This is a genomic window from Yoonia sediminilitoris, from assembly GCF_003058085.1.
Classification (GTDB): domain Bacteria; phylum Pseudomonadota; class Alphaproteobacteria; order Rhodobacterales; family Rhodobacteraceae; genus Yoonia; species Yoonia sediminilitoris.
In genome coordinates, this window is the sequence record NZ_QBUD01000003.1 from 226,933 (window position 1) to 248,917 (window position 21,985).

The following is a 21,985-nucleotide window of genomic DNA, read 5'->3' on the forward strand; positions in this document are numbered from 1 at the left end:
ATAAATGGGGAGTAGACTGCTTTACCAAGGACAAGCGCATTCTCGATAAAAGGGCCCAACAGCTGCGTCGGGCCCTTAAACGCTGCAATTTCCGGGCTCAACCTTTGGGCGAGGCCTCGAGCGCGTCCTCGAATGTCCGCAACCCGGTTTGGGGTGATTGGACAAGGACAGCCATGTTCCCCGGCTTATGTTCATTCTTGCGCATTTTCGTATGGGCTTGCGGTATCTGTGCCCACTCGAAGCACTCTGACATGCATGGGTCAAGCCGCTGTTCGATCATTAGACGGTTTGCCGCGCTCGCCTGCTTGAGGTGGGCAAAATGGCTCCCCTGCAGGCGCTTTTGGTGCATCCACATGTAACGCACGTCAAATGTGCAGTTAAACCCTGTCGTGCCCGCGCAAATCACGACCATGCCGCCCTTTTTACAGACCAGCGATGACACCGGAAACGTCGCCTCGCCCGGGTGTTCAAAGACCATGTCAACATTGACGCCTTTGCCGGTAATTTCCCAGATCGCCTTGCCAAACTTTCGGGCTTCTTTCAGCCATGCATTATATTCGGGCGTGTTCACCGTGGGCAGCTGGCCCCAACACGCAAAATCATTCCGGTTAATGACGCCCTTTGCGCCCAGTGACATCACGAAATCGCGCTTGCTTTCGTCACTGATCACACCAATGGCATTTGCGCCCGCCGTGTTGATCAATTGAATCGCGTAAGATCCAAGGCCGCCGGACGCCCCCCAGACCAGCACATTCTGCCCAGGCTTCAGATCATGCGGCTCGTGACCAAACAACATCCGGTAAGCTGTGGCGAGTGTTAGCGTGTAGCAGGCGCTTTCTTCCCAGGTCAGATGCTGCGGGCGCGGCATAAGTTGCTGTGATTGCACGCAGGTAAACTGGGCAAACGATCCGTCCGGTGTTTCATACCCCCAGATACGCTGGCTCTCGGAAAACATCGGATCGCCACCGTTGCAATGTTCATCATCACCGTCATCCTGATTGCAGTGGATCACCACTTCGTCCCCGACTTTCCAGCGCTTGACCTTGTCACCCACGGCCCAAACGATACCAGCCGCATCGGATCCGGCGATATGGTATTCTGCCTTGTGGACATCAAAGGGGCTGATCGGAATGCCCAAACCGGCCCAGACGCCGTTGTAGTTCACGCCCGCCGCCATCACGAGAACAAGAACCTCGTGGCTGTCGGGCTTGGGGCAATCAACGACTTCCACCTGAAACGCCTGCTCGGGCTCTCCGTGCCGTTCACGGCGAATGGTCCAAGCATACATCTGTGCGGGCACATGCCCCAGCGGCGGCATTTCCGCCACCTCATACAGATCCTTTTTCGGGGCATCATATGTTGCGTTCGGCGCGGATTGGTCCAGTGCCATCTTGGTCTCCATCGGTCAGGTCCATCGGTTTGCTGCACCGCAGAATCGGCGCTCTTGCTCTGAATACAAGACCAAAGAGTAACTATGCAATCATTTTTAGGTCATTTTTGTAATTTAATTGCGCGCCAAATCCTTGGCTTCCGACGGCACGGCCTCTGCACCTTCGAAATGATGTATGATCGAGTTGGCGTAATAGGCCAGCACTTCCTGTTTTTCGGAGCGGATCGTGCCCGTTTCAGCATCGACCGACAGGATACCGCGGTCTTCCAACTGTGCGAGTGCGGCTTTGACGACTGCAGAGGAATCTGGCTGCTTCGCGGGGAGCGTTTTTGGCCCCAGTTGCACAAGTGATTGTTCCACCGCCCTTTCCAATGCGCCGACTTCGGTGATGCCCTGCAACACATGCCGCGCAACAAGCGGGACATCAAGAACAGGCACGACCGCGGAAATCCGGCTCATGACTTCTGCGGCCACGGCGCGCGGCAAATCGATTTGCGGATCACGGGGCATTTCGGACAGCGCCAATGGTTCACCAAAACTTACCGATGCAGCGCCAAACCCGTCGAACTTGCGGGTTGCACGCAGCCAAAGATGGCGGGCCAACCGTTTGAGGATTTTCTTCAGCGGCGGACGAAACCGCCGTTTCCCTGATTTGTCAGCAGCAATCAGGTAAGTGTCTTCCAGCACACGGTCATAGTTCAGCGCAACCGGCACAAAGATCAAATCCCGCCGTGCGGGATCAAAATCTTCGATCATATAACTGATTATCCCCAATTTCGGCGATGCGATCTTGCCGTCCAGACTAAGCCCGCCTTCGGGGAAAACAGCCTGACTGACCCCGCCGCGCGTCGCCATTTGCACGTAGCGGGCCAGCACTTTTCGATAAAGCGCCCCGCGCGATTTGCGCCGGATGAAATAGGCACCCATCGCACGGATCAGAAATGACAACGGCCAGACCCGTGCCCATTCCCCCACAGCGTAGGACAATGCCCCCGCATTTGCCGCCAAATAGGTTACAAGCACATAATCCATATTGCTGCGGTGATTGATGACAAAGACAACCGTGGAGTCCGCATCAAGATGCGCGAGTGTTTCGCGGTCAAAATTACCCAACTTCACCTTATAAAGAGATGTGGACAGCCACCGCGCCAGCCTGATCCCGATGCTGAAATAGGCGGTCGCTGAAAAAGAGGGGACGATTTCGCGGGCGTACCTCCGGGCTTGTTCAAAAGCCACGTTTTCAGGGATGTTGTACTGGCGCGCGTGATCGACAATCGCCTGCGTGACGTCAGGATCATAGATCAGACGCTGGATCATATCGTAGCGGCGCGCGAGTTTGAACGGCTCGATCGGGCGTTGCAGGCGTTCGTTCAGACGGGCGATCACACGCTCGGCCCGTTTGCGAAAGAACCAGCGGACGGATGGGAACAGGAAATGCGACGCAAAGGTGACTGCCGCGAAAAGAACAATCAGAACAAATATCCAGAGCGGCATAGAAACAGTTTGCGTCATCGGATTAACCTGACAGGGTTTGTCGCCGGGGTAAATCCCGTCATGCCGCAACGCAGCGAATTGACAGTGGCAGAAAATTTCCTATACCTGCATCAACGCGCAATTAAGTTGCGCCCAGTGATTCAGGAGAGCCCGCATGTCAGAAACACAAAAAGACCGCCCTTGGCTGTTCCGGACATATGCTGGCCATTCGACGGCTGCGGCGTCAAACGCGCTTTACCGTGGCAACCTGGCCAAAGGACAGACGGGATTGTCTGTCGCCTTCGATCTTCCCACGCAGACCGGCTATGACAGTGACCACGTTCTGGCCAAGGGCGAAGTGGGCAAGGTCGGCGTACCGGTCAGCCATCTGGGCGACATGCGTGCGCTATTCAAGGACATTCCGCTGGATCAGATGAACACATCCATGACGATCAATGCGACCGCCCCTTGGCTTCTGTCGCTTTATATTGCGGTGGCACAGGAACAGGGCGCTGATGTCAGTGCCCTGCAAGGCACTGTGCAGAACGACATTATCAAAGAATATCTTTCGCGGGGCACCTATATTTGCCCGCCAGAACCATCGCTGCGGATGATTACGGATGTGGCCGCCTATACCCGCGCGCACTTGCCGAAATGGAATCCTATGAACGTCTGTTCCTATCACTTGCAGGAAGCGGGTGCGACGCCACAAGAAGAGCTCGCATTTGCATTGGCCACGGCAACCGCCGTGTTGGATGATCTTAAAGGAAAAGTCCCCGCAGAACATTTCCCCGCGATGGTCGGGCGCATTTCGTTTTTCGTAAATGCCGGTATTCGCTTTGTCACCGAGCTGTGCAAAATGCGCGCCTTTGTTGAGTTATGGGATGAAATCTGTGCCACACGCTACGGCGTCGAAGATGCCAAATACCGTCGTTTCCGCTATGGCGTACAGGTTAATTCGCTGGGTCTCACCGAACAGCAGCCGGAAAATAACGTCTATCGCATTCTGCTGGAAACGCTGGCTGTCACACTGTCCAAAAACGCTCGCGCCCGCGCGGTGCAATTGCCAGCCTGGAACGAAGCGCTTGGCCTGCCACGCCCTTGGGACCAGCAATGGTCGCTGCGGATGCAGCAAATCTTGGCCTATGAAACCGACCTTTTGGAGTTTGACGATCTTTTCGACGGCAATCCGGCAATTGATCGCAAGGTGAATGAACTCAAGCAAGGCGCCCGCGCCGAATTGGCCCAAATTGACGAAATGGGCGGGGCCGTTGGCGCAATTTCCTATATGAAATCACGGCTCGTCGAAAGTAATGCAGCCCGCATTGGCGGGATTGAGCGTGGCGAAACGACAGTTGTGGGCGTGAATAAATGGCAAGCGGGCGAGCCCTCACCGCTGACGGCAGGCGACGACGCAATCATGGTGTCAGACCCAAAGGCCGAGGCCGATCAACTCTCCCGGCTTGATGCTTGGAAGGAAGCGCGCAATCGCGATGCCGTCAACGCCGCATTGGCAGACCTGCGGCAGGCCGCGATCGACGGCAGCAACATCATGCCCCCTTCCATAGCCTGCGCGCAGGCGGGTGTGACGACTGGCGAATGGTCTGACGTGATCCGCGCGGTCTTTGGTCAATACCGTGCGCCCACCGGTGTCAGCAGAAACCCGTCCAACCGGACGGAAGGGCTGGATGATTTGCGCGAACAGGTGGATATGGTCAGCGCGGCACTGGGGCGCAGGTTGAAATTTCTGGTCGGCAAACCCGGATTGGACGGTCATTCAAACGGGGCCGAACAAATTGCCGCGCGCGCCCGTGACTGCGGCATGGATATTTCCTATGAAGGCATTCGCCTGACGCCGGACGAAATTGTGGCTGCGGCCCAAAATGATGATGCGCACGTCATTGGTCTTTCTATTCTGTCGGGGTCGCATATTCCACTTGTCCGCGATGTTATTGCCAAATTGAATGCCGCTGGTCTTGGCCATATCCCCGTGATTGCGGGGGGAATTATCCCAGACGAAGATGCAATCGCGCTGCGCGAAATGGGCGTTGCAAAGGTCTATACCCCCAAGGATTTTGAGCTGAACAAGATCATGCGCGATATTGTCACTTTGGTTGATCCCACCCAATTAGCCGCCGAGTAAACGCAGATAGACTTCCATTTATATGTCCTTTTGTGTAGTAGATTTCGATTAGGTGCTGCTTTGCAACTACCTGTTTGTTATGCACATTTCGTTCTTAATCGGAGATCAAAATGAAACCAGACCTCAAATCAATGACCCGCAAAGAGTTGGAAAAACTTAAGGCGGACGTTGAAAAAGCGCTCGATCGTGTGGCGGCGAAAGAAATGAAAGCCGCACTTGCCGCTGCCGAAAAGGCAGCCGCAGCGCACGGTTTTTCACTTGCTGAAATCACAGGTGATGCGCCTGCTGAAAAGAAAACACGCAAATCCAAGACCGGCCCCAAAAAGCCCTCTGCGCCACGCTTTAAAAACCCCGAAAACCCTGATCAGACATGGACAGGCAAAGGCCGCCAGCCTGAGTGGTACAAAGCAGCCATTGCCGCGGGCAATACGCCCGAGCAGATGGAAATCAAATAAGCGACCAAGACGGCTGTGTCGCCTGTCGCGGCATTGGCGTAAAACTCTGTTCCTCTTTTCATCTTTCGCGGCATAAGATGGCCGCAAATGAAAAGAGGATACGACCATGACAGTTCATATTGGCGCCGCCACGGGTGATATTGCACCCACGGTTCTTATGCCCGGTGATCCCTACCGCGCGAAATGGGCCGCCGAGACATTTCTGCAAGACGCACGATGCATCAATGAAGTGCGCGGCATGCTTGGCTTTACAGGCACATGGAACGGGCACCCGGTCACGATCCACGGATCCGGCATGGGGATGCCTTCGCTTTCTATCTACGCCAACGAATTGATCAAGGATTATGACGCGCAAACGCTTATCCGCATCGGGTCCTGCGGGGGGATGCAAGAACGGGTCAACATCCGCGACGTCATTCTGGCAATGACGGCATCGTCCCTGTCCACACCGTCGCTTGGTATGTTCAAGGAACTTAATTTCGCCCCTTGTGCTGATTACGGCTTGCTGGCGGCCGCCGAAAAAGCAGCCCGCGACAAAGGCGTGCCAACGCATGTCGGAGGCATTTATTCATCCGATGTCTTTTATGATGAACGGCCCGATCTGAACGAACAGATGCAGCGCCATGGCATCCTTGGCGTCGAAATGGAGGCCGCCGAATTATACAACCTTGCCGCGCGCTATGGTCGCCGCGCTTTGGCGGTGCTGACCGTCAGCGACCATCTGATCACCCACGAAGCCTTGCCATCGGAGGATCGCGAGAAATCCTTTGGTGATATGGTCGAAATCGCATTGCAGGCGGCCTTTGCATGAAACAGCGCAAACTCGGGGCCGACGGGCCAATGGTAGGGGCACTTGGCCTAGGGTGCATGTCATTTGGTGCAACAGCGTCCGGTGCGACCGATCAGGCAACTAGTTACGCCGCCATGGATATGGCATGGGACATGGGACTGACCCATTTTGATACGGCCAATGTATATGGGCCGCACACGTCGGAACAGATTGTCGGGCAGTGGATGGCAGATCGCGGCCACCATCCCAGCATTGCGACAAAGGCAGGCATCCAGCGCGACCTCGATCACCCTGTCAACAATGACCCAGCCTATCTTGAGGTCGAGCTTGATGGTTCTCTTGCCCGCCTTGGTGTCGATCACGTCGACCTGTTTTATATCCACCGACGCGAACAAGCCGTCCCGATTGCCGATGTGGCCGGTTTTATGGGCCGGATGGTTGAAAAAGGGAAAATAGGCGGCTGGGGCTTGTCCGAAGTGTCACCAACAACGCTGCGGCTGGCCCATGCACAAACGCCCGTGCGCGCCGTGCAGAACGAGTATTCATTGTGGACGCGTCAGCCCGAGCTTGGACTGATAGCGGAATGCGCGCAACTTGGTGTCGCATTCGTGGCGTTCTCGCCACTGGCACGGGGCGTGTTCGGGCGGACGATCATCGACCCGAGCGATCCCGACTTTGGGCCTTTTCGGGCTGTCATGCCGCGTTTTCAACCCGATCTCTGGCCGCGGAACAAATGTCGCGCCGAAGAATTTGGCGAACTGGCGGCAAAGATTGGAACGACGCCCCCGGCACTGGCGCTGGCATGGCTGCTTGCACAAGGGGATCACATCATTCCGATTCCCGGCACGCGGACCGCCCACCACATGTCGGACTGGGCGGACGCAGACAAGATCGATATGACGCCGGCTCTTGTTGCGCAGATTGAAACTATTCTGCCCGTCGGTTGGGCTTGGGGGGATCGTTACGCCGACAGCCAGGCGCGCACCCCCGAAGCCTACTGCTAGAGCATTATCGCCCGTGACTGCGATCATATGAATTGATGCGGGCCGGGGTCCATCCGGGCAAATCATCAGGGGCATAAACTTCTATCAACAACGGATAGCAGGCGGCGGTGTCGCTTGAATGTTCTGCGCTACAATCTCCACCGGGGCAGGCGCTAAGCACTGCCAGCAGGTCAATTTCGGCCAGAAACTCGATATAGTCACCGGGTCTGACCGGACTCGCCTTCATGAAATACTGGCCTGTATCGCGGGTGAAACCAGTGCACATGAAGACATTCAAAACGTCATGCACGTAGGCTTCGGCCTCAGTCAGGGGCAACCCTGTGTGATCAGCCAAGGCGCGGGTCAGGTTGGAATGACAGCAATGATGGTAGTTTTGCCCCGACAGCAGGCGCCCTGTGTAGGGATCGCAACGGGTGCCAATCACATCATGGACACTGCCACCAAACGCATCGATCCCGTACCAGCCCAGCGTGTCATGGGTTACGGTGGCCATCGGACGCATTGCAGGAAAAGACGACCAAAGCTGGTCACCTTTGCTGACATGGGTGCCATGCAAGGCCCGCGTTTTGCCCGAATAGAAGCGTTCGTTCAGGTTATGCTGGTGAAATAGGTTCAAATCCCCGACCTGCGGCCCCTCGATACTGACGATCCGCATGAAATGGCCTGCGGGCACGACGATGCTGGCCGCTTCACGCGGCGGCACCGAAACCGCGTCAACCTTTGTCAGGTTTTGACGGGCTTGGTTGTAAAGCACCATGTCGGGCTGCGGCAAATGGTCGGTTGGATAGCAGATGACAGGCGGCACAGCGCGTCTGTCATCTGCGTCAATTGGCAGAGTTTGATCAGTCATGCTTTCTTATCGCTGCATATGCACTGCAGTGGCAATCCAATTTCACCATGATCGGCGTCAATTCCGCAGGTCAGCAACACTGGTCCGTCTTCCGCAGGTCGGCCTTTTTTCTGACAAACAAAGACTGTTTGTCCGTATTCAGCTCAAATTGTTTTGATTCTTAGGAGTGTTCGAAAATGAACAAACTGAAATGCCTGTCAGCCGCCTGTCTTGTCTTCGCAAGTGCCTGCACAGATCAAATCATTGATGACAACACAACCTCGCGGTTCGTCACTCCCGAAGCAAACGGAGCAATTCTGTCACCAGGCGGCGCAACAGGCGGCTTCACGGACTCGTTCGGGCAAGGGTATGCATTCAAAGCGGGTAGCGACGGCGATGGCATAGCCGCCGTAGCCGGGGTTATTCCCGGCACCGTCGCAACTGAAGCGCCGACATCGGGCACTATCAGGTTTGAGGGCAACTACCAGTTGGTCTCCGTCGGTGGCTTTTTTCTGGATGATGGCAACGTTGTCGGCATCTCAGTACCGGTCGCGGGCCCAATTTCGCTAAATGGGAACTTCGATGATGGCACGTTGCGCGGATCAGCCGACCGCTTGTCGATTGATGGCCGTATTTCAGGCAATGCCTTATCCGGGAATGTTGAATATGACGGTGTTGAGGGTAAGTTAACCGGTGTCATCGGCGCAAACAAAGCGGTCGGCGCGTTCCACGGCAATGATGAAGACGACATTTATGCCGGTGGTTTCTACGCGACCGCACGGACGGACTAAATGCGGAAGGCCCGATAATGCAAATGCAGCACCGGGCCCTTTCGATCAGATAACGCGTTCGACCATCATCTTTTTGATATGGGCAATCGCCTTTGCCGGGTTCAGACCCTTCGGGCACGTCTTGGCGCAGTTCATGATAGTATGACAGCGATACAGTTTGAACGGATCTTCCAATTCGTCCAGACGCTCGCCTGTTGCCTCATCCCGGCTATCGATGATCCAGCGATAGGCGTGCAACAGGGCTGCTGGCCCAAGATAGCGGTCGCCGTTCCACCAATAAGATGGGCACGAAGTCGAGCAGGATGCGCACATCACACATTCATAGAGACCATCCAGCTTTTTGCGATCTTCGATTGATTGCTTCCACTCTTTGGCAGGGCGGTTTGTCTTGGTCTCAAGCCACGGCATGATTGACGCATGCTGGGCATAGAAATGCGTCAGATCGGGAATCAAATCCTTGATCACCGGCATATGGGGTAACGGATAGATTTTCACGTCGCCCTTGATTTCATCCATTCCATAGATGCAGGCCAGCGTATTGATCCCGTCGATATTCATTGCACAAGACCCGCAAATCCCCTCGCGACAGGACCGGCGGAAGGTCAGGGTCGGGTCAATTTCGTTCTTGATCTTGATCAGCGCATCCAGAACCATCGGGCCGCAGTTATCCATATCAACGAAATAGGTATCCAGTGCGGGGTTCTTGTCGTCATCCGGGTTCCAGCGGTAGATCTGGACCTTGCGCAGATTAGTGGCCCCTTCCGGCTTTGGCCAGGTCTTGCCCGTCGTCATGCGCGAGTTCTTTGGAAGTGTCAGTTGTACCATTCTATCATTCCTTCCGTCAGAGGCATTGCTGCCCCAAATCCTTAAATTGCTCGTAAACGCGGGGGCCGAATTGGCGGCTGCCCGGTCAGGTTCATGACGCAGCTTTCGTAGATCGCCAAAGGATCAGCGCCGCGGACAAAATCACTTGTGATGCCAATGCTTCCGCTGGCAAATGGGCCGGATTCACTGTTTGCGCCAATGGTCAATCCGACTTCGGGTCCCTGCGCGGCGCGCGCACGTTCTTCGCAGCGTTGGGCCGCCTGTTCAGGCGTTGGCGGCGTCGGCGCACATGCTGACATGGCCAAGCTGACCACTAATGCGGCGCGCCAGATCATAGGGTGCCCAGCGCCCCCAGTATATTGCCCGCAGTCAGCGTCTTTTCTGCGATACAGCGCACCGACTCGGGGCGCTGCGCAATGCCAAGCACCAGTTGGGTGGTTTGCGTGGTGGACCCAACAACGGCGGCCTGTGCGATTTGCAGCACTTCCGCGCCCGTTGCATTGTCAATCACGCAGTCTGTCACCGGGCTGACGTCGACACCCGGATATTGGGCTGACAACACATTATTCACGACGCCTTTGGCCGTCTGCCGCGCAATCTGGTCGGCTTGTCCGGCCCCGTCTGCACAGGCTGCAAGGGCCAGCAGACCAACAGCGGCGATCAGTGCGCGCATCAGAAAGTCCTTTCTTTTGGCGCAATCCGCGCCTCTGAAATACCACCCTCGGACTCTGTGGTCAGGGCTTCGGTTATGACCGGGCGGTAGCTCAGGTCTACCTTGGCCCCGTCGATGTGGCTGATGGTGTGCACCCGCCAGTTTTCATCGTCACGTGTGGCGTAATCCTCGTGCGCGTGCGCGCCACGGCTTTCCTTGCGCGCCTCGGCGCCAACGATCGTGGCCAGCGCGTTCGGCATCAGGTTGGTGAGTTCCAGCGTTTCCATCAGGTCGCTGTTCCAGACAAGGCTGCGGTCGGTGACAGACAGATCGTCCATCTTGCCCGCAATCGCCATCATCTTTTCAACGCCTTCGGCAAGGGTCTTGTCAGTACGGAACACAGCAGCATCGGCCTGCATCGCCTTTTGCATCTCAAGACGCAATTCAGCGGTTCCAACCGTCCCTTTCGCATGGCGCAAACCGTCGAAGCGGTCAAAGCATGCATCCACGGAAGCCTGATTCAGCGTTGGGTTCGGTGCATTCCGGTCCACGACCTCGCCCGCACGAATGGCCGCCGCCCGCCCAAAGACCACAAGGTCGATCAGCGAGTTGGACCCAAGGCGGTTGGCCCCATGCACCGATGCACACCCCGCCTCGCCCACAGCCATCAGGCCGGGCACAACGGCGTTTGGGTCCTTCTTGGTCGGGTTCAGAACCTCGCCATGATAGTTCGTCGGAATACCGCCCATATTGTAGTGCACGGTCGGCAAAACAGGGATCGCTTCCTTGGTCACGTCAACGCCCGCAAAGATGCGCGCGCTTTCGGAAATCCCCGGCAAGCGCTCTGCCAAGGCTTCTTTGGGCAAGTGGTTCAGGTTCAGGTGAATATGGTCGCCATTGGTGCCTACACCGCGGCCTTCGCGAATTTCCATGGTCATGCAGCGGCTGACATAGTCGCGGGGGGCAAGGTCTTTGTAGTTGGGCGCGTAACGCTCCATGAACCGCTCACCTTCGGAGTTGGTCAGGTAGCCACCCTCGCCACGGGCCCCTTCGGTGATCAGGCAGCCCGCGCCATAAATACCGGTCGGGTGAAACTGGACAAATTCCATGTCCTGCAACGGCAGCCCCTGCCGCGCAACCATACCGCCACCGTCACCGGTGCAGGTGTGCGCAGACGTGGCGCTGAAATAGGCGCGGCCATAACCACCCGTTGCCAGAACAACAGTCTTGGCGTTGAACACATGCATGGTGCCATCGTCCAGCTTCCAGGCGATAACGCCCTGACAGACACCATCATCTGACATGATCAGATCAAGCGCAAAGTACTCGATGTAGAATTCAGCCTGCTGTTTCAGCGACTGGCCATAAAGAGTGTGCAAGATGGCGTGGCCGGTGCGGTCTGCAGCAGCACAGGTGCGCTGCACGGCGGGGCCTTCGCCAAATTCGGTGGTGTGGCCACCAAAGGGGCGCTGGTAAATCTTGCCTTCTTCGGTGCGGCTGAACGGCACGCCATAGTGTTCCAGCTCGTAAACCGCCTTGGGCGCTTCACGGGCAAGATATTCCATCGCATCCGTGTCACCCAGCCAGTCAGAGCCTTTGACCGTGTCATACATATGCCACTGCCAATGGTCAGGGCCCATGTTGGACAAGGACGCCGCGATGCCGCCTTGGGCCGCAACCGTGTGCGACCGTGTCGGGAACACCTTGGTGATACAGGCCGTCCGCAACCCCTGTTCGGCCAGACCCAGCGTTGCCCGCAGCCCAGCGCCACCAGCCCCTACAACAATCGCGTCATAGGTATGCGTTTCATATTCGTATGCAGCCATTTGTCAGTTGCTCCGGAGGAATTAAAGTGCGAGCCGGACGATTGCGAAAACCGCAAATGCCGCAGCCGAGTAAGAAAGGCAGATCATCGCAATGATGGTGATCTTGCGTGCCGTGCCATGAACGTAGTCTTCGATAAGGGTTTGCACACCCAGCCGGAAATGGAACCAGCCCACCAGCATCGTCAGGATCGCCACCACCGCCGGGAATGGACGCTGGTAATAGGCGACGACCTCTTCGTAGGGCGCGCCGAGGATCATGCCAAAGGTAAAGACGAAAAGGGGCATCAGCACGATCAATGCCGCCGAAGACACCATCATTTTCCAATGATGTTCGGTCCCTGTTTTTGCGGAGCCCAGCCCCTCGGCGCGTTTACGGTCTGTCAGAAATGCCATTGATCAATTCCCCCTTACAGCACGATGACAGTGAAGATGGTCATCAGCACAGCGGCGATCATCATCACCTGCCCGGCCATTTCCGACTTGTCGACATCCAGCATGCGACCGCTGTCCCAGATCAAATGCCGGATACCGCCGAACATGTGATACCACAGCCCCAGTACCGAAAAGAACATGACCAGATCGCCGAACCAACTGGTCAAGAAACCATTCGCGGTCGCATACGCCTCTGGCCCCGTTGCGGCGGCGACGAACCACCAGACAATCAACAATCCCGATATCAGTAGCGCGTTACCGCTGATCCGAACAAGGATCGAGGTGATCGACGTCAGTTGCGGGCGGTAAATCTCAAGATGCGGCGAAAGCGGGCGATTGCCCCGGTTTACATCTGCCATGTCTATTCCCTTCGTTGGCTGTTGCCGTCTTTAGAAAAACGACGCCTTGCGCCACTTTTGCACCATTCACACAGCAGAGTCACGCAGACGAAGGTGACTAAGGCGTGAAAAAAGGTCGCGTTTGTCACAATTTTTCCACCTTGTGATCACAGAAAATTTTCTTGTGATCACATAATGCCCAAATGGCCGCCGAGGTAGCAAAATGGATTGCCGCCCTCAGAGCGGCATCAAAGCCCAATAGTCGAGGTCCAGCAGCACGTCAGGCGCATATTTGCCGTCATCGGTGCGCAGCACACCTGCCGCACCTTTGGTCGCCACCAGCCGCAGCCTGATTGCGCCGACACCTGCGACGGCAGTTTCAGCCAGCTCCAGCACCTCTGACCAAGCGCGTACAGTATCGCCGGCAAAACAAGGGTTTGCATGTGCACCTGCGTTTAGCGCCACAATCATCTGGGCATTTGCAAGCCCGTTGAATGACAGCGCGCGGGCCAGTGAAATCACATGTCCTCCATAGATCAGGCGCTTACCGTCAGCCCGGTTTGTCGCATCAAAATGCACCTTGGACGTGTTTTGCCACAGCCGGGTAGCAAGCATATGTTCGGACTCTTCAACCGTGACCCCGTCCACATGGTCAATTACCTCGCCCACGGCATAGTCACGCAAGCGATGCGGTTCGCCCGCCAATGTCGCGTCATAGTCATTGAAGTGCAGACCATCCGGCACCTGCAAGTCAGACGGCGCAATCGCCGGGGCAAGCGTGGGCACAACAGTCGCCGGGGCATCGCCCTCGCTCCGTTTGCGCACCATGACCCAGCGGACATAGCTCAGCACGTCAGCCCCATGCTGGTTGCGCCCTGTGGTGCGCACCCAGACCACGCCGGATTTCCCGTTCGAGTTTTGCTTAATTCCGATCACCTCTGACACTGACGTCAGCGTATCGCCCGGATAGACGGGAGCGAGCCAGCGCCCTTCGGCATAGCCCAGATTTGCGATGGCATTCAGCGAAACATCAGGAACGGTTTTGCCAAAGACAGTGTGAAAGGTGATCAGGTCATCCAGCGGCGATGCGGGTAGTCCGCAATTGCGCGCGAATTCATCGGACGAATAGAGCGCGCCGCGGGCCGGATAAAGCGCGTGATAGAGCGCCCGCTCGCCCCCTGACATGGTACGCGGCACCGCATGCGTGATGACGTCACCCACCGCATAATCTTCAAAGAACCGGCCCGCGTTGGTCTTGGTCATTGGTGGCCCAGCTTCATGTCTTTGTCGTATGGTTTTTCAATGTCCTTGGTCACGGCCTGCCCGCAGCGCATCACACCATTGGCCTGATCGAACGCATAAGTCGGATCACCGTACAGAACCCAGCCCTTTGACAGGGCTTCGGACACTTTGTGGCAAAAGGCCGATGTGTCGTCTTCGGTCAGAAGTCGGTATATTTTGGTCATCTTAACCCCAAGGTGGTACGCCAAGCGCGTAGTGAATGCCCATCACGACAACAACAACGACAATGGTAACGACGACTGCCGTGATCTCTTTCTTGACCGGCGCGCGCGGGGGGCGCTGCCATGGGCCTTCCTGCGCGTTGATGATCAGGATTTCGACAATGGCCCATATCAGCAAGCCACCGAACAAGATGAACGACGGCGAGTCCCCATTGACCAACAAATGCGAAACGGCCCAGATCGAAAAGCCTGTCAACTGCGGGTGCCGGACTTTTGTGCCCAGCCAGATCTTTGCGCCCTTGGCAGCACTGGCGGCGTAGAAATAGAAGGCAACGATCATCAGCAGATTGTTGATGCCGACCATCGCCGGGCTCCGGCCCCAATAGAACGCCCCGTCAGCCGACCGATAGCCAAGCACCATCAAGACGATACTGAGGATAATCAACACTGCCATGACCGGATAGCCTGCAGTCCCCAGACCGGCACGCACGCCGGGCAAAAGGCGTTTAAACAGATGCGCCGCCCACCATAGGGCAACCCCGGAGATCAAAAGTGTCATGCGCTCTCCAATTCAGAAATGGCTTCGGCTTTGGCCAAAGTCGCCCGCGCGGTCACGATATGCAAGTTTTCAACGATCCGCCCGTCAACGACAGCGACCCCCTGCCCTGCGGCCTCTGCCGCTTCAAAGGCTTCGATTTGCCGTTGGGCCAGCGCGATTTCCTCCTCTGTGGGGGCAAAAGCGGCATTGGCGATGGCAACTTGCGCCGGATGTATCAGCGTCTTGCCATCAAAACCCAGATCGCGCCCTTCGGCGCATTCGGCACGCAGACCATCATCATCCTTGAAGGCGTTGTAAACACCGTCAAGCGCCACGATCCCCGCCGCTTTTGCAGCAAGGATGCATAATTGCAGGGACGTCATCAGGGCTGCACGGCTGCGCGAGTTCAAGTCCTTTGCCAGATCATTGGTCCCCAGAACAAAACCGGCGATCCTTGGATGATTCGCTATTTCGGCTGCATTCAGGATGCCTTGCGGTGTCTCCATCATGGCCCAGATCGGCAATTCGGGCACAAGGGCGGCCAAGGCATCTACATCCTTGGTGCTGTTGACCTTGGGCAACAAAATCGCGTCGCAGTCCATCGCCGCGACCGCCGCAGCATCAGCCGCGCCCCATTCGGTATCAAGTCCGTTGATCCGGACAATGCGCAGGCGCACGCCATAACCGTCGTCTGCGAGTGCTGCGGTCAGCGTGTCGCGGGCCGAGACCTTGGCATCGGGGGCAACAGCGTCTTCAAGATCAAAAAGGATAACATCAACGGGCAAGCCTCGCGCTTTCTCCAATGCGCGATCTTTCGACCCGGGAATATAAAGGGCGGAGCGGTAGGGACGGGCCAACACTGATTCTTCCTCGCAATAAAGTTGCGCGAAAATGGTCAGAATTCGGCAGATTATTCAAGCGTGATTGCGCCGCAGCGCAGCAAAAAGAGACAAAGAGGGAACATTTTTGGTGTGGAATTTCTGATATGTTTCAATGACTCAGCGCCTCAGAACTTCTAAGGCACTGATATAGATGATGGAAAATTAGCCCACCGTCACGGTGTATTAACTAATTCCAGTCAAGTTCGTTTCAGACTTTGAAGACATACCGACTGCGACGGAGTAACAGCCGCGGTCCCCAATTCGCAGAAAGGTAATCGTCATGAAGCGGAAACTATTCTTAATGTCCTTCGGGATCGGGGCCATGATGCTGGCCGCCAATCACGCAAATGCCCAATCGCGCAATTGCGCAGCCCATGAAGCTGTTGTTGAACGGCTGGCTGATCGTTACGGCGAAAGCCGGAAATCAATCGGGCTTGGCAGCGACAACTCGGTGGTCGAGGTATTTGCCTCTGACACGACGGGCAGTTGGACCATCGTCGTAACGAAACCGGGTGGCCCCACTTGCCTCGTTGCCGCTGGTCAGTCATTCCAGACCGTGTCCGATGCGTTGCCCGACACAGACCAAGGCACCTAGGGTCATAGCGCGCTAACGCCGTCCCATAGCAGTTTCAGGGATAGCAATAGCAGCGCCCAGACAATGAATTTGAAGAACAGCTTTTCGGGCAGGATGCGGACAAGCCGCACGCCCGAAAGCACCGCCAGCCCCGCCGGAACCATCAAGACAAATGCGATCTTGAGATTTGAAACGTTCAACTGGCCCAACGCATAGTAGGGGATCAGCTTGATCAGGTTGATATAGGCAAAGGCGATAATCATCGTACCGGTAAAGGTAAGTTTCTCCATCTTCAGCGGCAGTGTATAGACCTGATAGGGCACACCGCCCGAATGGCTGACAAAACTGGTAAAGCCAGTGATCCCTCCCCAAAACAAACCAGCGCCCCACTTTGGTCTGCGGGCAGGTTTTTCGACCTTGCTGCGCAGCATCATCGTCAGAGCAAAGACGGCGCCAATCAGCCCAAGCAGCGCGACAATCAATGCCTCTGACACCAGATCAACAGTCAGATAGCCCAACAAAACGCCCGGCGGCATGGCCACCATCATGATCAGCAAGACCCGGCCGTTGAAATATTTGCGGTAAGCCATCAAGCCAAAAAAATCAGCCACAATGTAGACCGGCAGCAGCAGGCCCGCCGCCGCAATCGGCGAGATCACCAGCGCCAGCACCGGAACCGCGAGCGCGGTCACAACCGGCACACCACCCTTGCCCAGGCCGACAAAAATGGCGGCAAAGGTCGCCGCAACCCAAAACATCATCCCGTCCACGTCTTGTCCTTTTCCTGAAACCTGCGCCCCGCAAGACTTGCGCCGTCGCCTTCAAAGGAATAGGCACTGCGCCAAACCAACTAGGACAGGACCCACTCCCATGGCCAGACCCAAAATTGCGCTTATCGGTGCCGGACAGATCGGCGGCACGCTCGCTCACCTCGCTGCCGTCAAGGAACTCGGCGACGTTGTGATGTTCGACATTGCAGAGGGCACGCCCCAAGGCAAGTCGCTCGACATCGCGGAGTCCGGCCCTGCGGCCAAGTTCGACGGCTCTTTCAAGGGCACGAACGATTATGCCGATATCGCAGGCGCGGACGTATGCATCGTCACCGCCGGTGTGCCGCGCAAGCCGGGCATGTCACGCGATGATCTGCTGGGGATCAACCTGAAAGTCATGAAGTCGGTCGGTGAAGGCATTGCAGCACACGCACCGAACGCCTTTGTGATCTGCATCACCAACCCGCTGGATGCGATGGTCTGGGCGCTGCGCGAATTCTCTGGCCTGCCGCATAACATGGTTTGTGGCATGGCCGGTGTCCTTGACTCGGCACGCTTCCGGCACTTCCTTGCAGAAGAGTTCGACGTCTCGATGCGTGACGTCACAGCCTTTGTGCTGGGCGGCCATGGCGACACGATGGTTCCTCTGACACGCTACTCGACCGTTGCCGGTATTCCTTTGCCCGATCTGGTGCAAATGGGCTGGACCAGCCAGGAAAAACTGGACGCGATCGTACAGCGCACACGTGATGGCGGGGCAGAAATCGTGGGGCTGCTCAAGACGGGCTCTGCATTCTATGCGCCTGCCACGTCCGGTATCGAAATGGCCGAGGCCTATCTGAAGGATCAAAAACGCCTTCTGCCATGTGCGGCATACGTTGACGGCGCCTATGGGCTGAACGGATTTTACGTGGGTGTCCCAACCATTATCGGCGCTGGCGGCATTGAACGCGTGGTTGAGATCAAGATGAACAAGGACGAACAAGCGATGTTCGACAAATCCGTCGATGCGGTCAAAGGATTGGTCGAGGCCTGTAAAGGCATCGATGACAGCTTGAGCTGAAGCCTGCGTAACGATCACATCCCAAAGGGCATCCGGTTGGGTGCCTTTTTTTTTTGGCAGTACGACCTAAGGCTGCGGGCGCTGCCCACCATGCATAAGTGCGGTGATGCCTTGCTTGTGCTCCGAAAGCCACAGATCAACAGACGCATTGGTCAGATCAATTGCTTCACCGGGAAAATATGTGGCAAGCGCCTGCGTCACATCAAATGGCGGTCTTTGCAGCAAACCAAGTTCAGCCAACGCCGCGTAATCAGGCTGTTTGAGCCGGTCGTGCAACGCATCCGCCTCTGCCGGATCAGCCAAAAGCGCCGCCACCTGTCGCTTTCGATGCGGTGCGGGCGGCATTCCGTCATGATTGGCGAACGCATCCGCCATCCGCATCATTTTGAAGATCCAATGCCGAGTCGTAAGCCCCTCGAAATGCAGCAGTTCGACCGTGTCCGGTGCAATTCGCTTCACCGTCGGCCCATCATCAGCCAACGCTGCCTTTGGCCGATGGATCGAAAGCCGTAGGTCCCGGCCCGTCCGAACGAAACATTTTCCCTGCGTATGCCCGGTCAGGCCGCGATTTGTCAGGTCGTAGTCTTTTCCGAAGGTGGCCCGCCCTTGCGCCTTTTTGCCCGGAAACGGACGCCGAAAGGCCCCGGTCAGAAACGTTGGTTGCATATCCGGCGCACTGATCCGTTCAGCGACGGACAAGGCGCAACAATCCGTTTCATCATCCACCTCAGAAAGATAGTCTCCCAATTGCTCCTGCGTCCAAACGAACTCGTCCGCGTCACAATGCAAGAGCCAATCGCTTTGGCACAGACTGTAGGCATGGCGCGCATTGCGCATCTGACGCACCTCGTGCCGGTGTGGCCGTTTACAACCCAGATTGCGCCAATATGCTGCACCGCAAGCCGTTACTTGAACCTGTGGCAAATGGGAAAACAACGATTGCACCGGGTCATCTGGCCGGTCACAAAAGAGATTCACGGCAGTTGCGCCCAGTGACAGGTGCCACGCAACAAAGGCCTGTACCAACGCAGGTGGTTCATCAACCGTCGCGACAACGGCCCAACTATCAGCTTTGATACCCATTTTTGGAAAGCTACCAGTCAAACGAATCTTTTCAAACCGTTCAATTCCATGAAAAAGCATCCGAGCTTCATTTTTGTGATCACACCCTGAAAAACTGTGATCACAAATGTCGGATTATCCACCGATCACCCATTTTTCAGTTAGAAACCCCTAATTTCTTATGTTCTAAACATGACCAACCGAAGCCATATTGGATCATCCTCATGAACATCCACGAATATCAGGCCAAAGCGCTCCTTGCCAGTTTTGGTGCCCCTGTTTCCGACGGCCGCGCCGTTTTGAAAGCGGAAGACGCGAAAACAGCCGCAGGCGAACTTGATGGCCCTCTCTGGGTGGTCAAGGCGCAAATCCACGCGGGCGGTCGCGGCAAAGGCAAATTCAAAGAAGCCGACGCAGGCGAGGCCGGCGGTGTGCGCCTGACCAAATCCGTGTCAGAGGCGGCGGAAGAAGCCAAGAAAATGCTGGGCCGCACGCTGGTAACGCACCAGACCGGCCCCGCTGGCAAGCAGGTCAACCGTGTTTATATCGAGGATGGGGCCGGCATTGAGACTGAAATGTACCTTGCACTGCTGGTCGATCGCCAGACCAGCCGCGTGGGCTTTGTCTGCTCGACCGAAGGCGGCATGGACATTGAAGAAGTCGCGGCAAACACGCCCGAGAAAATCCTGAACTTCACCGTCGATCCCGCGACCGGTTATCAGCCGTTCCATGGCCGTCGCGTGGCCTTTGCCCTTGGGTTGACCGGCGGGCAGGTCAAACAATGCGTCAATCTGATGGGGCTTCTTTACAAAGCCTTCATCGAAAAAGACATGGAGATGCTGGAAATCAACCCGCTGATCATCACCGACAAGGGCGATTTGAAGGTGCTGGATGCAAAAGTGTCCTTCGACGGCAACGCGGTCTATCGCCACGCCGACGTGGCCGCCCTGCGCGACGAAACCGAAGAAGACCCCAAGGAACTCGCGGCCTCCAAGTATGACCTGAACTACATCGCGCTGGATGGTGAAATCGGCTGCATGGTCAACGGTGCGGGCCTTGCCATGGCGACGATGGACATCATTAAGCTTTACGGCGCCGAGCCTGCCAACTTCCTTGATGTGGGCGGTGGTGCGACCAAGGAAAAAGTGACAGAGGCGTTCAAGATCATCACTTCTGACCCGCAGGTCAAAGGCATTCTGGTCAACATCTTCGGAGGCATCATGCGCTGCGACGTGATTGCAGAAGGCGTTGTGTCGGCTGTCAAAGAGGTTGGTTTGAAAGTGCCGCTTGTCGTGCGTCTGGAAGGCACAAACGTCGAAAAAGGCAAAGAGATCATCAACAACTCCGGCCTCGATGTTATTGCCGCCGACGACCTGAAAGACGGCGCGCAGAAAATCGTGAAGGCCGTGAAAGGATAGTACGGCTTGCGGGTGTTACCCCGCAACGTACGTGATCGCGGACACACACCCGCACTACATAAGATTTTCCAAGGAGGCCCAAATGGCCATTCTCGTAAACGAAAACACCAAAGTCATCTGTCAGGGCCTCACCGGCTCACAGGGGACATTCCACTCTGAACAGGCCATTGCCTATGGCACCAAAATGGTCGGTGGCGTGACCCCCGGCAAGGGTGGGCAGACCCATCTGGACCTGCCGATCTTCAACTCGGTTCACGAGGCGATGCACGCAACCGAAGCCAACGCATCGGTCATCTATGTCCCTCCACCCTTTGCAGCGGATTCAATCCTCGAGGCGATTGACGCCGAAATGGAACTGATCATCTGCATCACCGAAGGCATCCCCGTGCTGGACATGATGAAGGTCAAGCGCGCACTGGAAGGGTCCAAATCGCGCCTGATCGGCCCCAACTGCCCCGGTATCATCACGCCCGACGCATGCAAAATCGGCATCATGCCTGGCCACATCCACAAGCGCGGGTCGGTCGGCGTTGTGTCCCGTTCCGGTACGCTGACTTATGAAGCGGTCAAGCAGACATCAGATTCCGGCCTTGGCCAGTCTACTGCTGTGGGCATCGGCGGCGACCCCATCAAAGGGACGGAGCATATCGATGTGCTCGACATGTTCTTGGACGATGACGAAACCCATTCCATGATCATGATCGGGGAAATCGGTGGTTCCGCCGAAGAAGAGGCCGCTGAATTCCTGACCGCCCAAAAGAAAAAGGGCCGCTGGAAACCCGTCGCCGGTTTCATCGCCGGACGCACCGCCCCTCCGGGTCGTCGCATGGGCCACGCCGGCGCGATTGTTGCCGGCGGCAAAGGCGACGCGGAAAGCAAGATCGAAGCGATGAAAGCCGCCGGGATCATTGTTGCCGACAGCCCCGCAACGCTTGGCGAGGCTGTACTGGAAGCGATTGGCTAGAAAGGTGACACGCAAAGCCGCCATAAATGCCGGACTTGAGACGTTTTCCGCAAAGGGGCAACGCCCCAAGCGGACAAGTCTCCGGCAATTCAGGCTCTTTGCGCCGCTCATCATGTTGGGTCTGGCATCACTGCGCGCATGGGGGCTGCGATTTTGCGGTCCGTCTGATCCGATGCGCAACAACGTCGAGATGTCAGGCCTGTTCACCCGATCAATCCATGTCCCTTCGCCACAAATGTTGCAGTGCGTGTTCTTTGCAGGTTCATGCGCCTTGCCCGCCTCTGCCCCTAAAACCATCAACCTG

The 21,985-nt window shown here is 56.6% G+C and carries 24 protein-coding genes; 9 read left to right on the forward strand and 15 right to left on the reverse strand.

Annotation, left to right across the window (positions count from 1 at the left end; genetic code table 11):
* Window positions 1-97 precede the first annotated feature (97 nt).
* Entirely contained in the window at window positions 98-1,390 is a 1,293-nt protein-coding gene (ccrA, locus tag C8N45_RS09385; RefSeq protein ID WP_108386082.1) for a crotonyl-CoA carboxylase/reductase, read from the reverse strand.
* Between the two features lie 114 nt (window positions 1,391-1,504).
* The gene (locus C8N45_RS09390; protein WP_108385974.1) at window positions 1,505-2,902 is read right to left on the reverse strand and encodes a 1-acyl-sn-glycerol-3-phosphate acyltransferase; all 1,398 of its coding nucleotides are present in this window, start codon (window positions 2,900-2,902) and stop codon (window positions 1,505-1,507) included.
* A gap of 136 nt (window positions 2,903-3,038) precedes the next feature.
* Here C8N45_RS09390 and C8N45_RS09395 point away from each other — a divergent pair, with 136 nt between their 5' ends.
* The 4 genes from C8N45_RS09395 to C8N45_RS09410 all read left to right on the forward strand — a co-directional run bounded on the left by C8N45_RS09395 (window position 3,039) and on the right by C8N45_RS09410 (window position 7,255).
* Entirely contained in the window at window positions 3,039-5,006 is a 1,968-nt protein-coding gene (locus C8N45_RS09395) for an ethylmalonyl-CoA mutase (RefSeq protein ID WP_108385975.1), read from the forward strand.
* Window positions 5,007-5,116: 110 nt separating this feature from the next.
* On the forward strand, window positions 5,117-5,461 hold the full coding sequence (locus tag C8N45_RS09400; RefSeq protein ID WP_108385976.1) for an H-NS histone family protein: 345 nt from the start codon (window positions 5,117-5,119) through the stop codon (window positions 5,459-5,461).
* 106 nt (window positions 5,462-5,567) lie between these two features.
* Window positions 5,568-6,272: a purine-nucleoside phosphorylase gene (gene deoD, locus C8N45_RS09405; protein WP_108385977.1), complete on the forward strand. Its 705-nt coding sequence runs from the start codon at window positions 5,568-5,570 to the stop codon at window positions 6,270-6,272.
* Window positions 6,269-7,255 carry an aldo/keto reductase gene (locus tag C8N45_RS09410; protein WP_108385978.1) on the forward strand — a complete coding sequence of 329 codons (987 nt, stop codon included), beginning with the start codon at window positions 6,269-6,271 and terminating at the stop codon, window positions 7,253-7,255. Before deoD ends, C8N45_RS09410 begins: the two co-directional genes overlap by 4 nt.
* A gap of 4 nt (window positions 7,256-7,259) precedes the next feature.
* Here the strand turns inward: C8N45_RS09410 and C8N45_RS09415 are convergent, their stop codons facing one another.
* Window positions 7,260-8,105, reverse strand: a complete 846-nt coding sequence (locus C8N45_RS09415; protein ID WP_108385979.1) for an urea carboxylase-associated family protein — start codon at window positions 8,103-8,105, stop codon at window positions 7,260-7,262.
* A 176-nt stretch (window positions 8,106-8,281) separates the two neighbouring features.
* Between C8N45_RS09415 and C8N45_RS09420 the strand changes: the two genes are divergently transcribed.
* Window positions 8,282-8,875, forward strand: a complete 594-nt coding sequence (locus C8N45_RS09420; RefSeq protein ID WP_108385980.1) for a hypothetical protein — start codon at window positions 8,282-8,284, stop codon at window positions 8,873-8,875.
* Between the two features lie 45 nt (window positions 8,876-8,920).
* Here C8N45_RS09420 and C8N45_RS09425 read toward each other — a convergent pair whose 3' ends face one another.
* The 10 genes from C8N45_RS09425 to C8N45_RS09470 form a co-directional block, all read right to left on the reverse strand.
* Complete coding sequence (locus C8N45_RS09425) at window positions 8,921-9,700, reverse strand: succinate dehydrogenase iron-sulfur subunit (RefSeq protein WP_108385981.1); 780 nt, start codon at window positions 9,698-9,700, stop codon at window positions 8,921-8,923.
* A gap of 41 nt (window positions 9,701-9,741) precedes the next feature.
* Entirely contained in the window at window positions 9,742-10,035 is a 294-nt protein-coding gene (locus C8N45_RS09430) for a hypothetical protein (RefSeq protein ID WP_108385982.1), read from the reverse strand.
* Window positions 10,032-10,373 (reverse strand): succinate dehydrogenase, encoded by a 342-nt coding sequence (locus C8N45_RS09435; RefSeq protein ID WP_108385983.1) that lies wholly within the window; start codon window positions 10,371-10,373, stop codon window positions 10,032-10,034. Before C8N45_RS09435 ends, C8N45_RS09430 begins: the two co-directional genes overlap by 4 nt.
* Window positions 10,373-12,178, reverse strand: a complete 1,806-nt coding sequence (sdhA, locus tag C8N45_RS09440; protein ID WP_108385984.1) for a succinate dehydrogenase flavoprotein subunit — start codon at window positions 12,176-12,178, stop codon at window positions 10,373-10,375. Before sdhA ends, C8N45_RS09435 begins: the two co-directional genes overlap by 1 nt.
* Before the next feature lie 21 nt (window positions 12,179-12,199).
* Window positions 12,200-12,571, reverse strand: coding sequence for a succinate dehydrogenase, hydrophobic membrane anchor protein (sdhD, locus tag C8N45_RS09445; RefSeq protein WP_108385985.1), 372 nt, complete (start codon window positions 12,569-12,571; stop codon window positions 12,200-12,202).
* 14 nt (window positions 12,572-12,585) lie between these two features.
* Window positions 12,586-12,969 (reverse strand): succinate dehydrogenase, cytochrome b556 subunit, encoded by a 384-nt coding sequence (gene sdhC, locus C8N45_RS09450; RefSeq protein WP_108385986.1) that lies wholly within the window; start codon window positions 12,967-12,969, stop codon window positions 12,586-12,588.
* 216 nt (window positions 12,970-13,185) lie between these two features.
* Window positions 13,186-14,211, reverse strand: coding sequence for a MaoC family dehydratase (locus C8N45_RS09455; RefSeq protein WP_108385987.1), 1,026 nt, complete (start codon window positions 14,209-14,211; stop codon window positions 13,186-13,188).
* Window positions 14,208-14,414, reverse strand: a complete 207-nt coding sequence (locus tag C8N45_RS09460; protein WP_108385988.1) for a DUF1737 domain-containing protein — start codon at window positions 14,412-14,414, stop codon at window positions 14,208-14,210. Before C8N45_RS09460 ends, C8N45_RS09455 begins: the two co-directional genes overlap by 4 nt.
* 1 nt (window position 14,415) lies before the next feature.
* Window positions 14,416-14,970 (reverse strand): NnrU family protein, encoded by a 555-nt coding sequence (locus C8N45_RS09465; RefSeq protein ID WP_108385989.1) that lies wholly within the window; start codon window positions 14,968-14,970, stop codon window positions 14,416-14,418.
* Complete coding sequence (locus C8N45_RS09470) at window positions 14,967-15,809, reverse strand: HpcH/HpaI aldolase/citrate lyase family protein (RefSeq protein WP_108385990.1); 843 nt, start codon at window positions 15,807-15,809, stop codon at window positions 14,967-14,969. The genes C8N45_RS09465 and C8N45_RS09470 overlap by 4 nt, the downstream gene beginning before the upstream one ends.
* A 301-nt stretch (window positions 15,810-16,110) precedes the next feature.
* On the opposite strand from C8N45_RS09470, the gene C8N45_RS09475 reads away from it, so the two are divergent.
* Window positions 16,111-16,425 (forward strand): hypothetical protein, encoded by a 315-nt coding sequence (locus C8N45_RS09475; protein WP_108385991.1) that lies wholly within the window; start codon window positions 16,111-16,113, stop codon window positions 16,423-16,425.
* Window positions 16,426-16,427: 2 nt separating this feature from the next.
* On the opposite strand, the gene C8N45_RS09480 is transcribed toward C8N45_RS09475, so the two are convergent.
* Window positions 16,428-17,165, reverse strand: coding sequence for a sulfite exporter TauE/SafE family protein (locus C8N45_RS09480; protein ID WP_245882622.1), 738 nt, complete (start codon window positions 17,163-17,165; stop codon window positions 16,428-16,430).
* 109 nt (window positions 17,166-17,274) lie between these two features.
* Here C8N45_RS09480 and mdh point away from each other — a divergent pair, with 109 nt between their 5' ends.
* On the forward strand, window positions 17,275-18,237 hold the full coding sequence (gene mdh, locus C8N45_RS09485) for a malate dehydrogenase (protein ID WP_108385993.1): 963 nt from the start codon (window positions 17,275-17,277) through the stop codon (window positions 18,235-18,237).
* Window positions 18,238-18,303: 66 nt separating this feature from the next.
* Here mdh and C8N45_RS09490 read toward each other — a convergent pair whose 3' ends face one another.
* A complete protein-coding gene (locus C8N45_RS09490; RefSeq protein WP_168769439.1) occupies window positions 18,304-19,320 on the reverse strand; it encodes a glycosyltransferase family 2 protein in 1,017 nt (338 codons plus the stop codon).
* Window positions 19,321-19,523: 203 nt separating this feature from the next.
* On the opposite strand from C8N45_RS09490, the gene sucC reads away from it, so the two are divergent.
* Both sucC and sucD read left to right on the forward strand, forming a co-directional pair.
* Window positions 19,524-20,717: an ADP-forming succinate--CoA ligase subunit beta gene (gene sucC / locus C8N45_RS09495; protein WP_108385995.1), complete on the forward strand. Its 1,194-nt coding sequence runs from the start codon at window positions 19,524-19,526 to the stop codon at window positions 20,715-20,717.
* Window positions 20,718-20,799: 82 nt separating this feature from the next.
* Window positions 20,800-21,681, forward strand: a complete 882-nt coding sequence (gene sucD / locus C8N45_RS09500) for a succinate--CoA ligase subunit alpha (RefSeq protein ID WP_108385996.1) — start codon at window positions 20,800-20,802, stop codon at window positions 21,679-21,681.
* Window positions 21,682-21,985 lie beyond the last annotated feature (304 nt).

What these genes read in the sequence shown, in the direction of transcription:
- ccrA (WP_108386082.1), bottom strand. Translation starts at nt 1,390, where the DNA reads ATGGCACTGGACCAATCCGCGCCGAACGCAACATATGATGCCCCGAAA.
- C8N45_RS09390 (WP_108385974.1), bottom strand. Translation starts at nt 2,902, where the DNA reads ATGACGCAAACTGTTTCTATGCCGCTCTGGATATTTGTTCTGATTGTT.
- C8N45_RS09395 (WP_108385975.1), top strand. Translation starts at nt 3,039, where the DNA reads ATGTCAGAAACACAAAAAGACCGCCCTTGGCTGTTCCGGACATATGCT.
- C8N45_RS09400 (WP_108385976.1), top strand. Translation starts at nt 5,117, where the DNA reads ATGAAACCAGACCTCAAATCAATGACCCGCAAAGAGTTGGAAAAACTT.
- deoD (WP_108385977.1), top strand. Translation starts at nt 5,568, where the DNA reads ATGACAGTTCATATTGGCGCCGCCACGGGTGATATTGCACCCACGGTT.
- C8N45_RS09410 (WP_108385978.1), top strand. Translation starts at nt 6,269, where the DNA reads ATGAAACAGCGCAAACTCGGGGCCGACGGGCCAATGGTAGGGGCACTT.
- C8N45_RS09415 (WP_108385979.1), bottom strand. Translation starts at nt 8,105, where the DNA reads ATGACTGATCAAACTCTGCCAATTGACGCAGATGACAGACGCGCTGTG.
- C8N45_RS09420 (WP_108385980.1), top strand. Translation starts at nt 8,282, where the DNA reads ATGAACAAACTGAAATGCCTGTCAGCCGCCTGTCTTGTCTTCGCAAGT.
- C8N45_RS09425 (WP_108385981.1), bottom strand. Translation starts at nt 9,700, where the DNA reads ATGGTACAACTGACACTTCCAAAGAACTCGCGCATGACGACGGGCAAG.
- C8N45_RS09430 (WP_108385982.1), bottom strand. Translation starts at nt 10,035, where the DNA reads ATGATCTGGCGCGCCGCATTAGTGGTCAGCTTGGCCATGTCAGCATGT.
- C8N45_RS09435 (WP_108385983.1), bottom strand. Translation starts at nt 10,373, where the DNA reads ATGCGCGCACTGATCGCCGCTGTTGGTCTGCTGGCCCTTGCAGCCTGT.
- sdhA (WP_108385984.1), bottom strand. Translation starts at nt 12,178, where the DNA reads ATGGCTGCATACGAATATGAAACGCATACCTATGACGCGATTGTTGTA.
- sdhD (WP_108385985.1), bottom strand. Translation starts at nt 12,571, where the DNA reads ATGGCATTTCTGACAGACCGTAAACGCGCCGAGGGGCTGGGCTCCGCA.
- sdhC (WP_108385986.1), bottom strand. Translation starts at nt 12,969, where the DNA reads ATGGCAGATGTAAACCGGGGCAATCGCCCGCTTTCGCCGCATCTTGAG.
- C8N45_RS09455 (WP_108385987.1), bottom strand. Translation starts at nt 14,211, where the DNA reads ATGACCAAGACCAACGCGGGCCGGTTCTTTGAAGATTATGCGGTGGGT.
- C8N45_RS09460 (WP_108385988.1), bottom strand. Translation starts at nt 14,414, where the DNA reads ATGACCAAAATATACCGACTTCTGACCGAAGACGACACATCGGCCTTT.
- C8N45_RS09465 (WP_108385989.1), bottom strand. Translation starts at nt 14,970, where the DNA reads ATGACACTTTTGATCTCCGGGGTTGCCCTATGGTGGGCGGCGCATCTG.
- C8N45_RS09475 (WP_108385991.1), top strand. Translation starts at nt 16,111, where the DNA reads ATGAAGCGGAAACTATTCTTAATGTCCTTCGGGATCGGGGCCATGATG.
- C8N45_RS09480 (WP_245882622.1), bottom strand. Translation starts at nt 17,165, where the DNA reads ATGATGTTTTGGGTTGCGGCGACCTTTGCCGCCATTTTTGTCGGCCTG.
- mdh (WP_108385993.1), top strand. Translation starts at nt 17,275, where the DNA reads ATGGCCAGACCCAAAATTGCGCTTATCGGTGCCGGACAGATCGGCGGC.
- C8N45_RS09490 (WP_168769439.1), bottom strand. Translation starts at nt 19,320, where the DNA reads ATGGGTATCAAAGCTGATAGTTGGGCCGTTGTCGCGACGGTTGATGAA.
- sucC (WP_108385995.1), top strand. Translation starts at nt 19,524, where the DNA reads ATGAACATCCACGAATATCAGGCCAAAGCGCTCCTTGCCAGTTTTGGT.
- sucD (WP_108385996.1), top strand. Translation starts at nt 20,800, where the DNA reads ATGGCCATTCTCGTAAACGAAAACACCAAAGTCATCTGTCAGGGCCTC.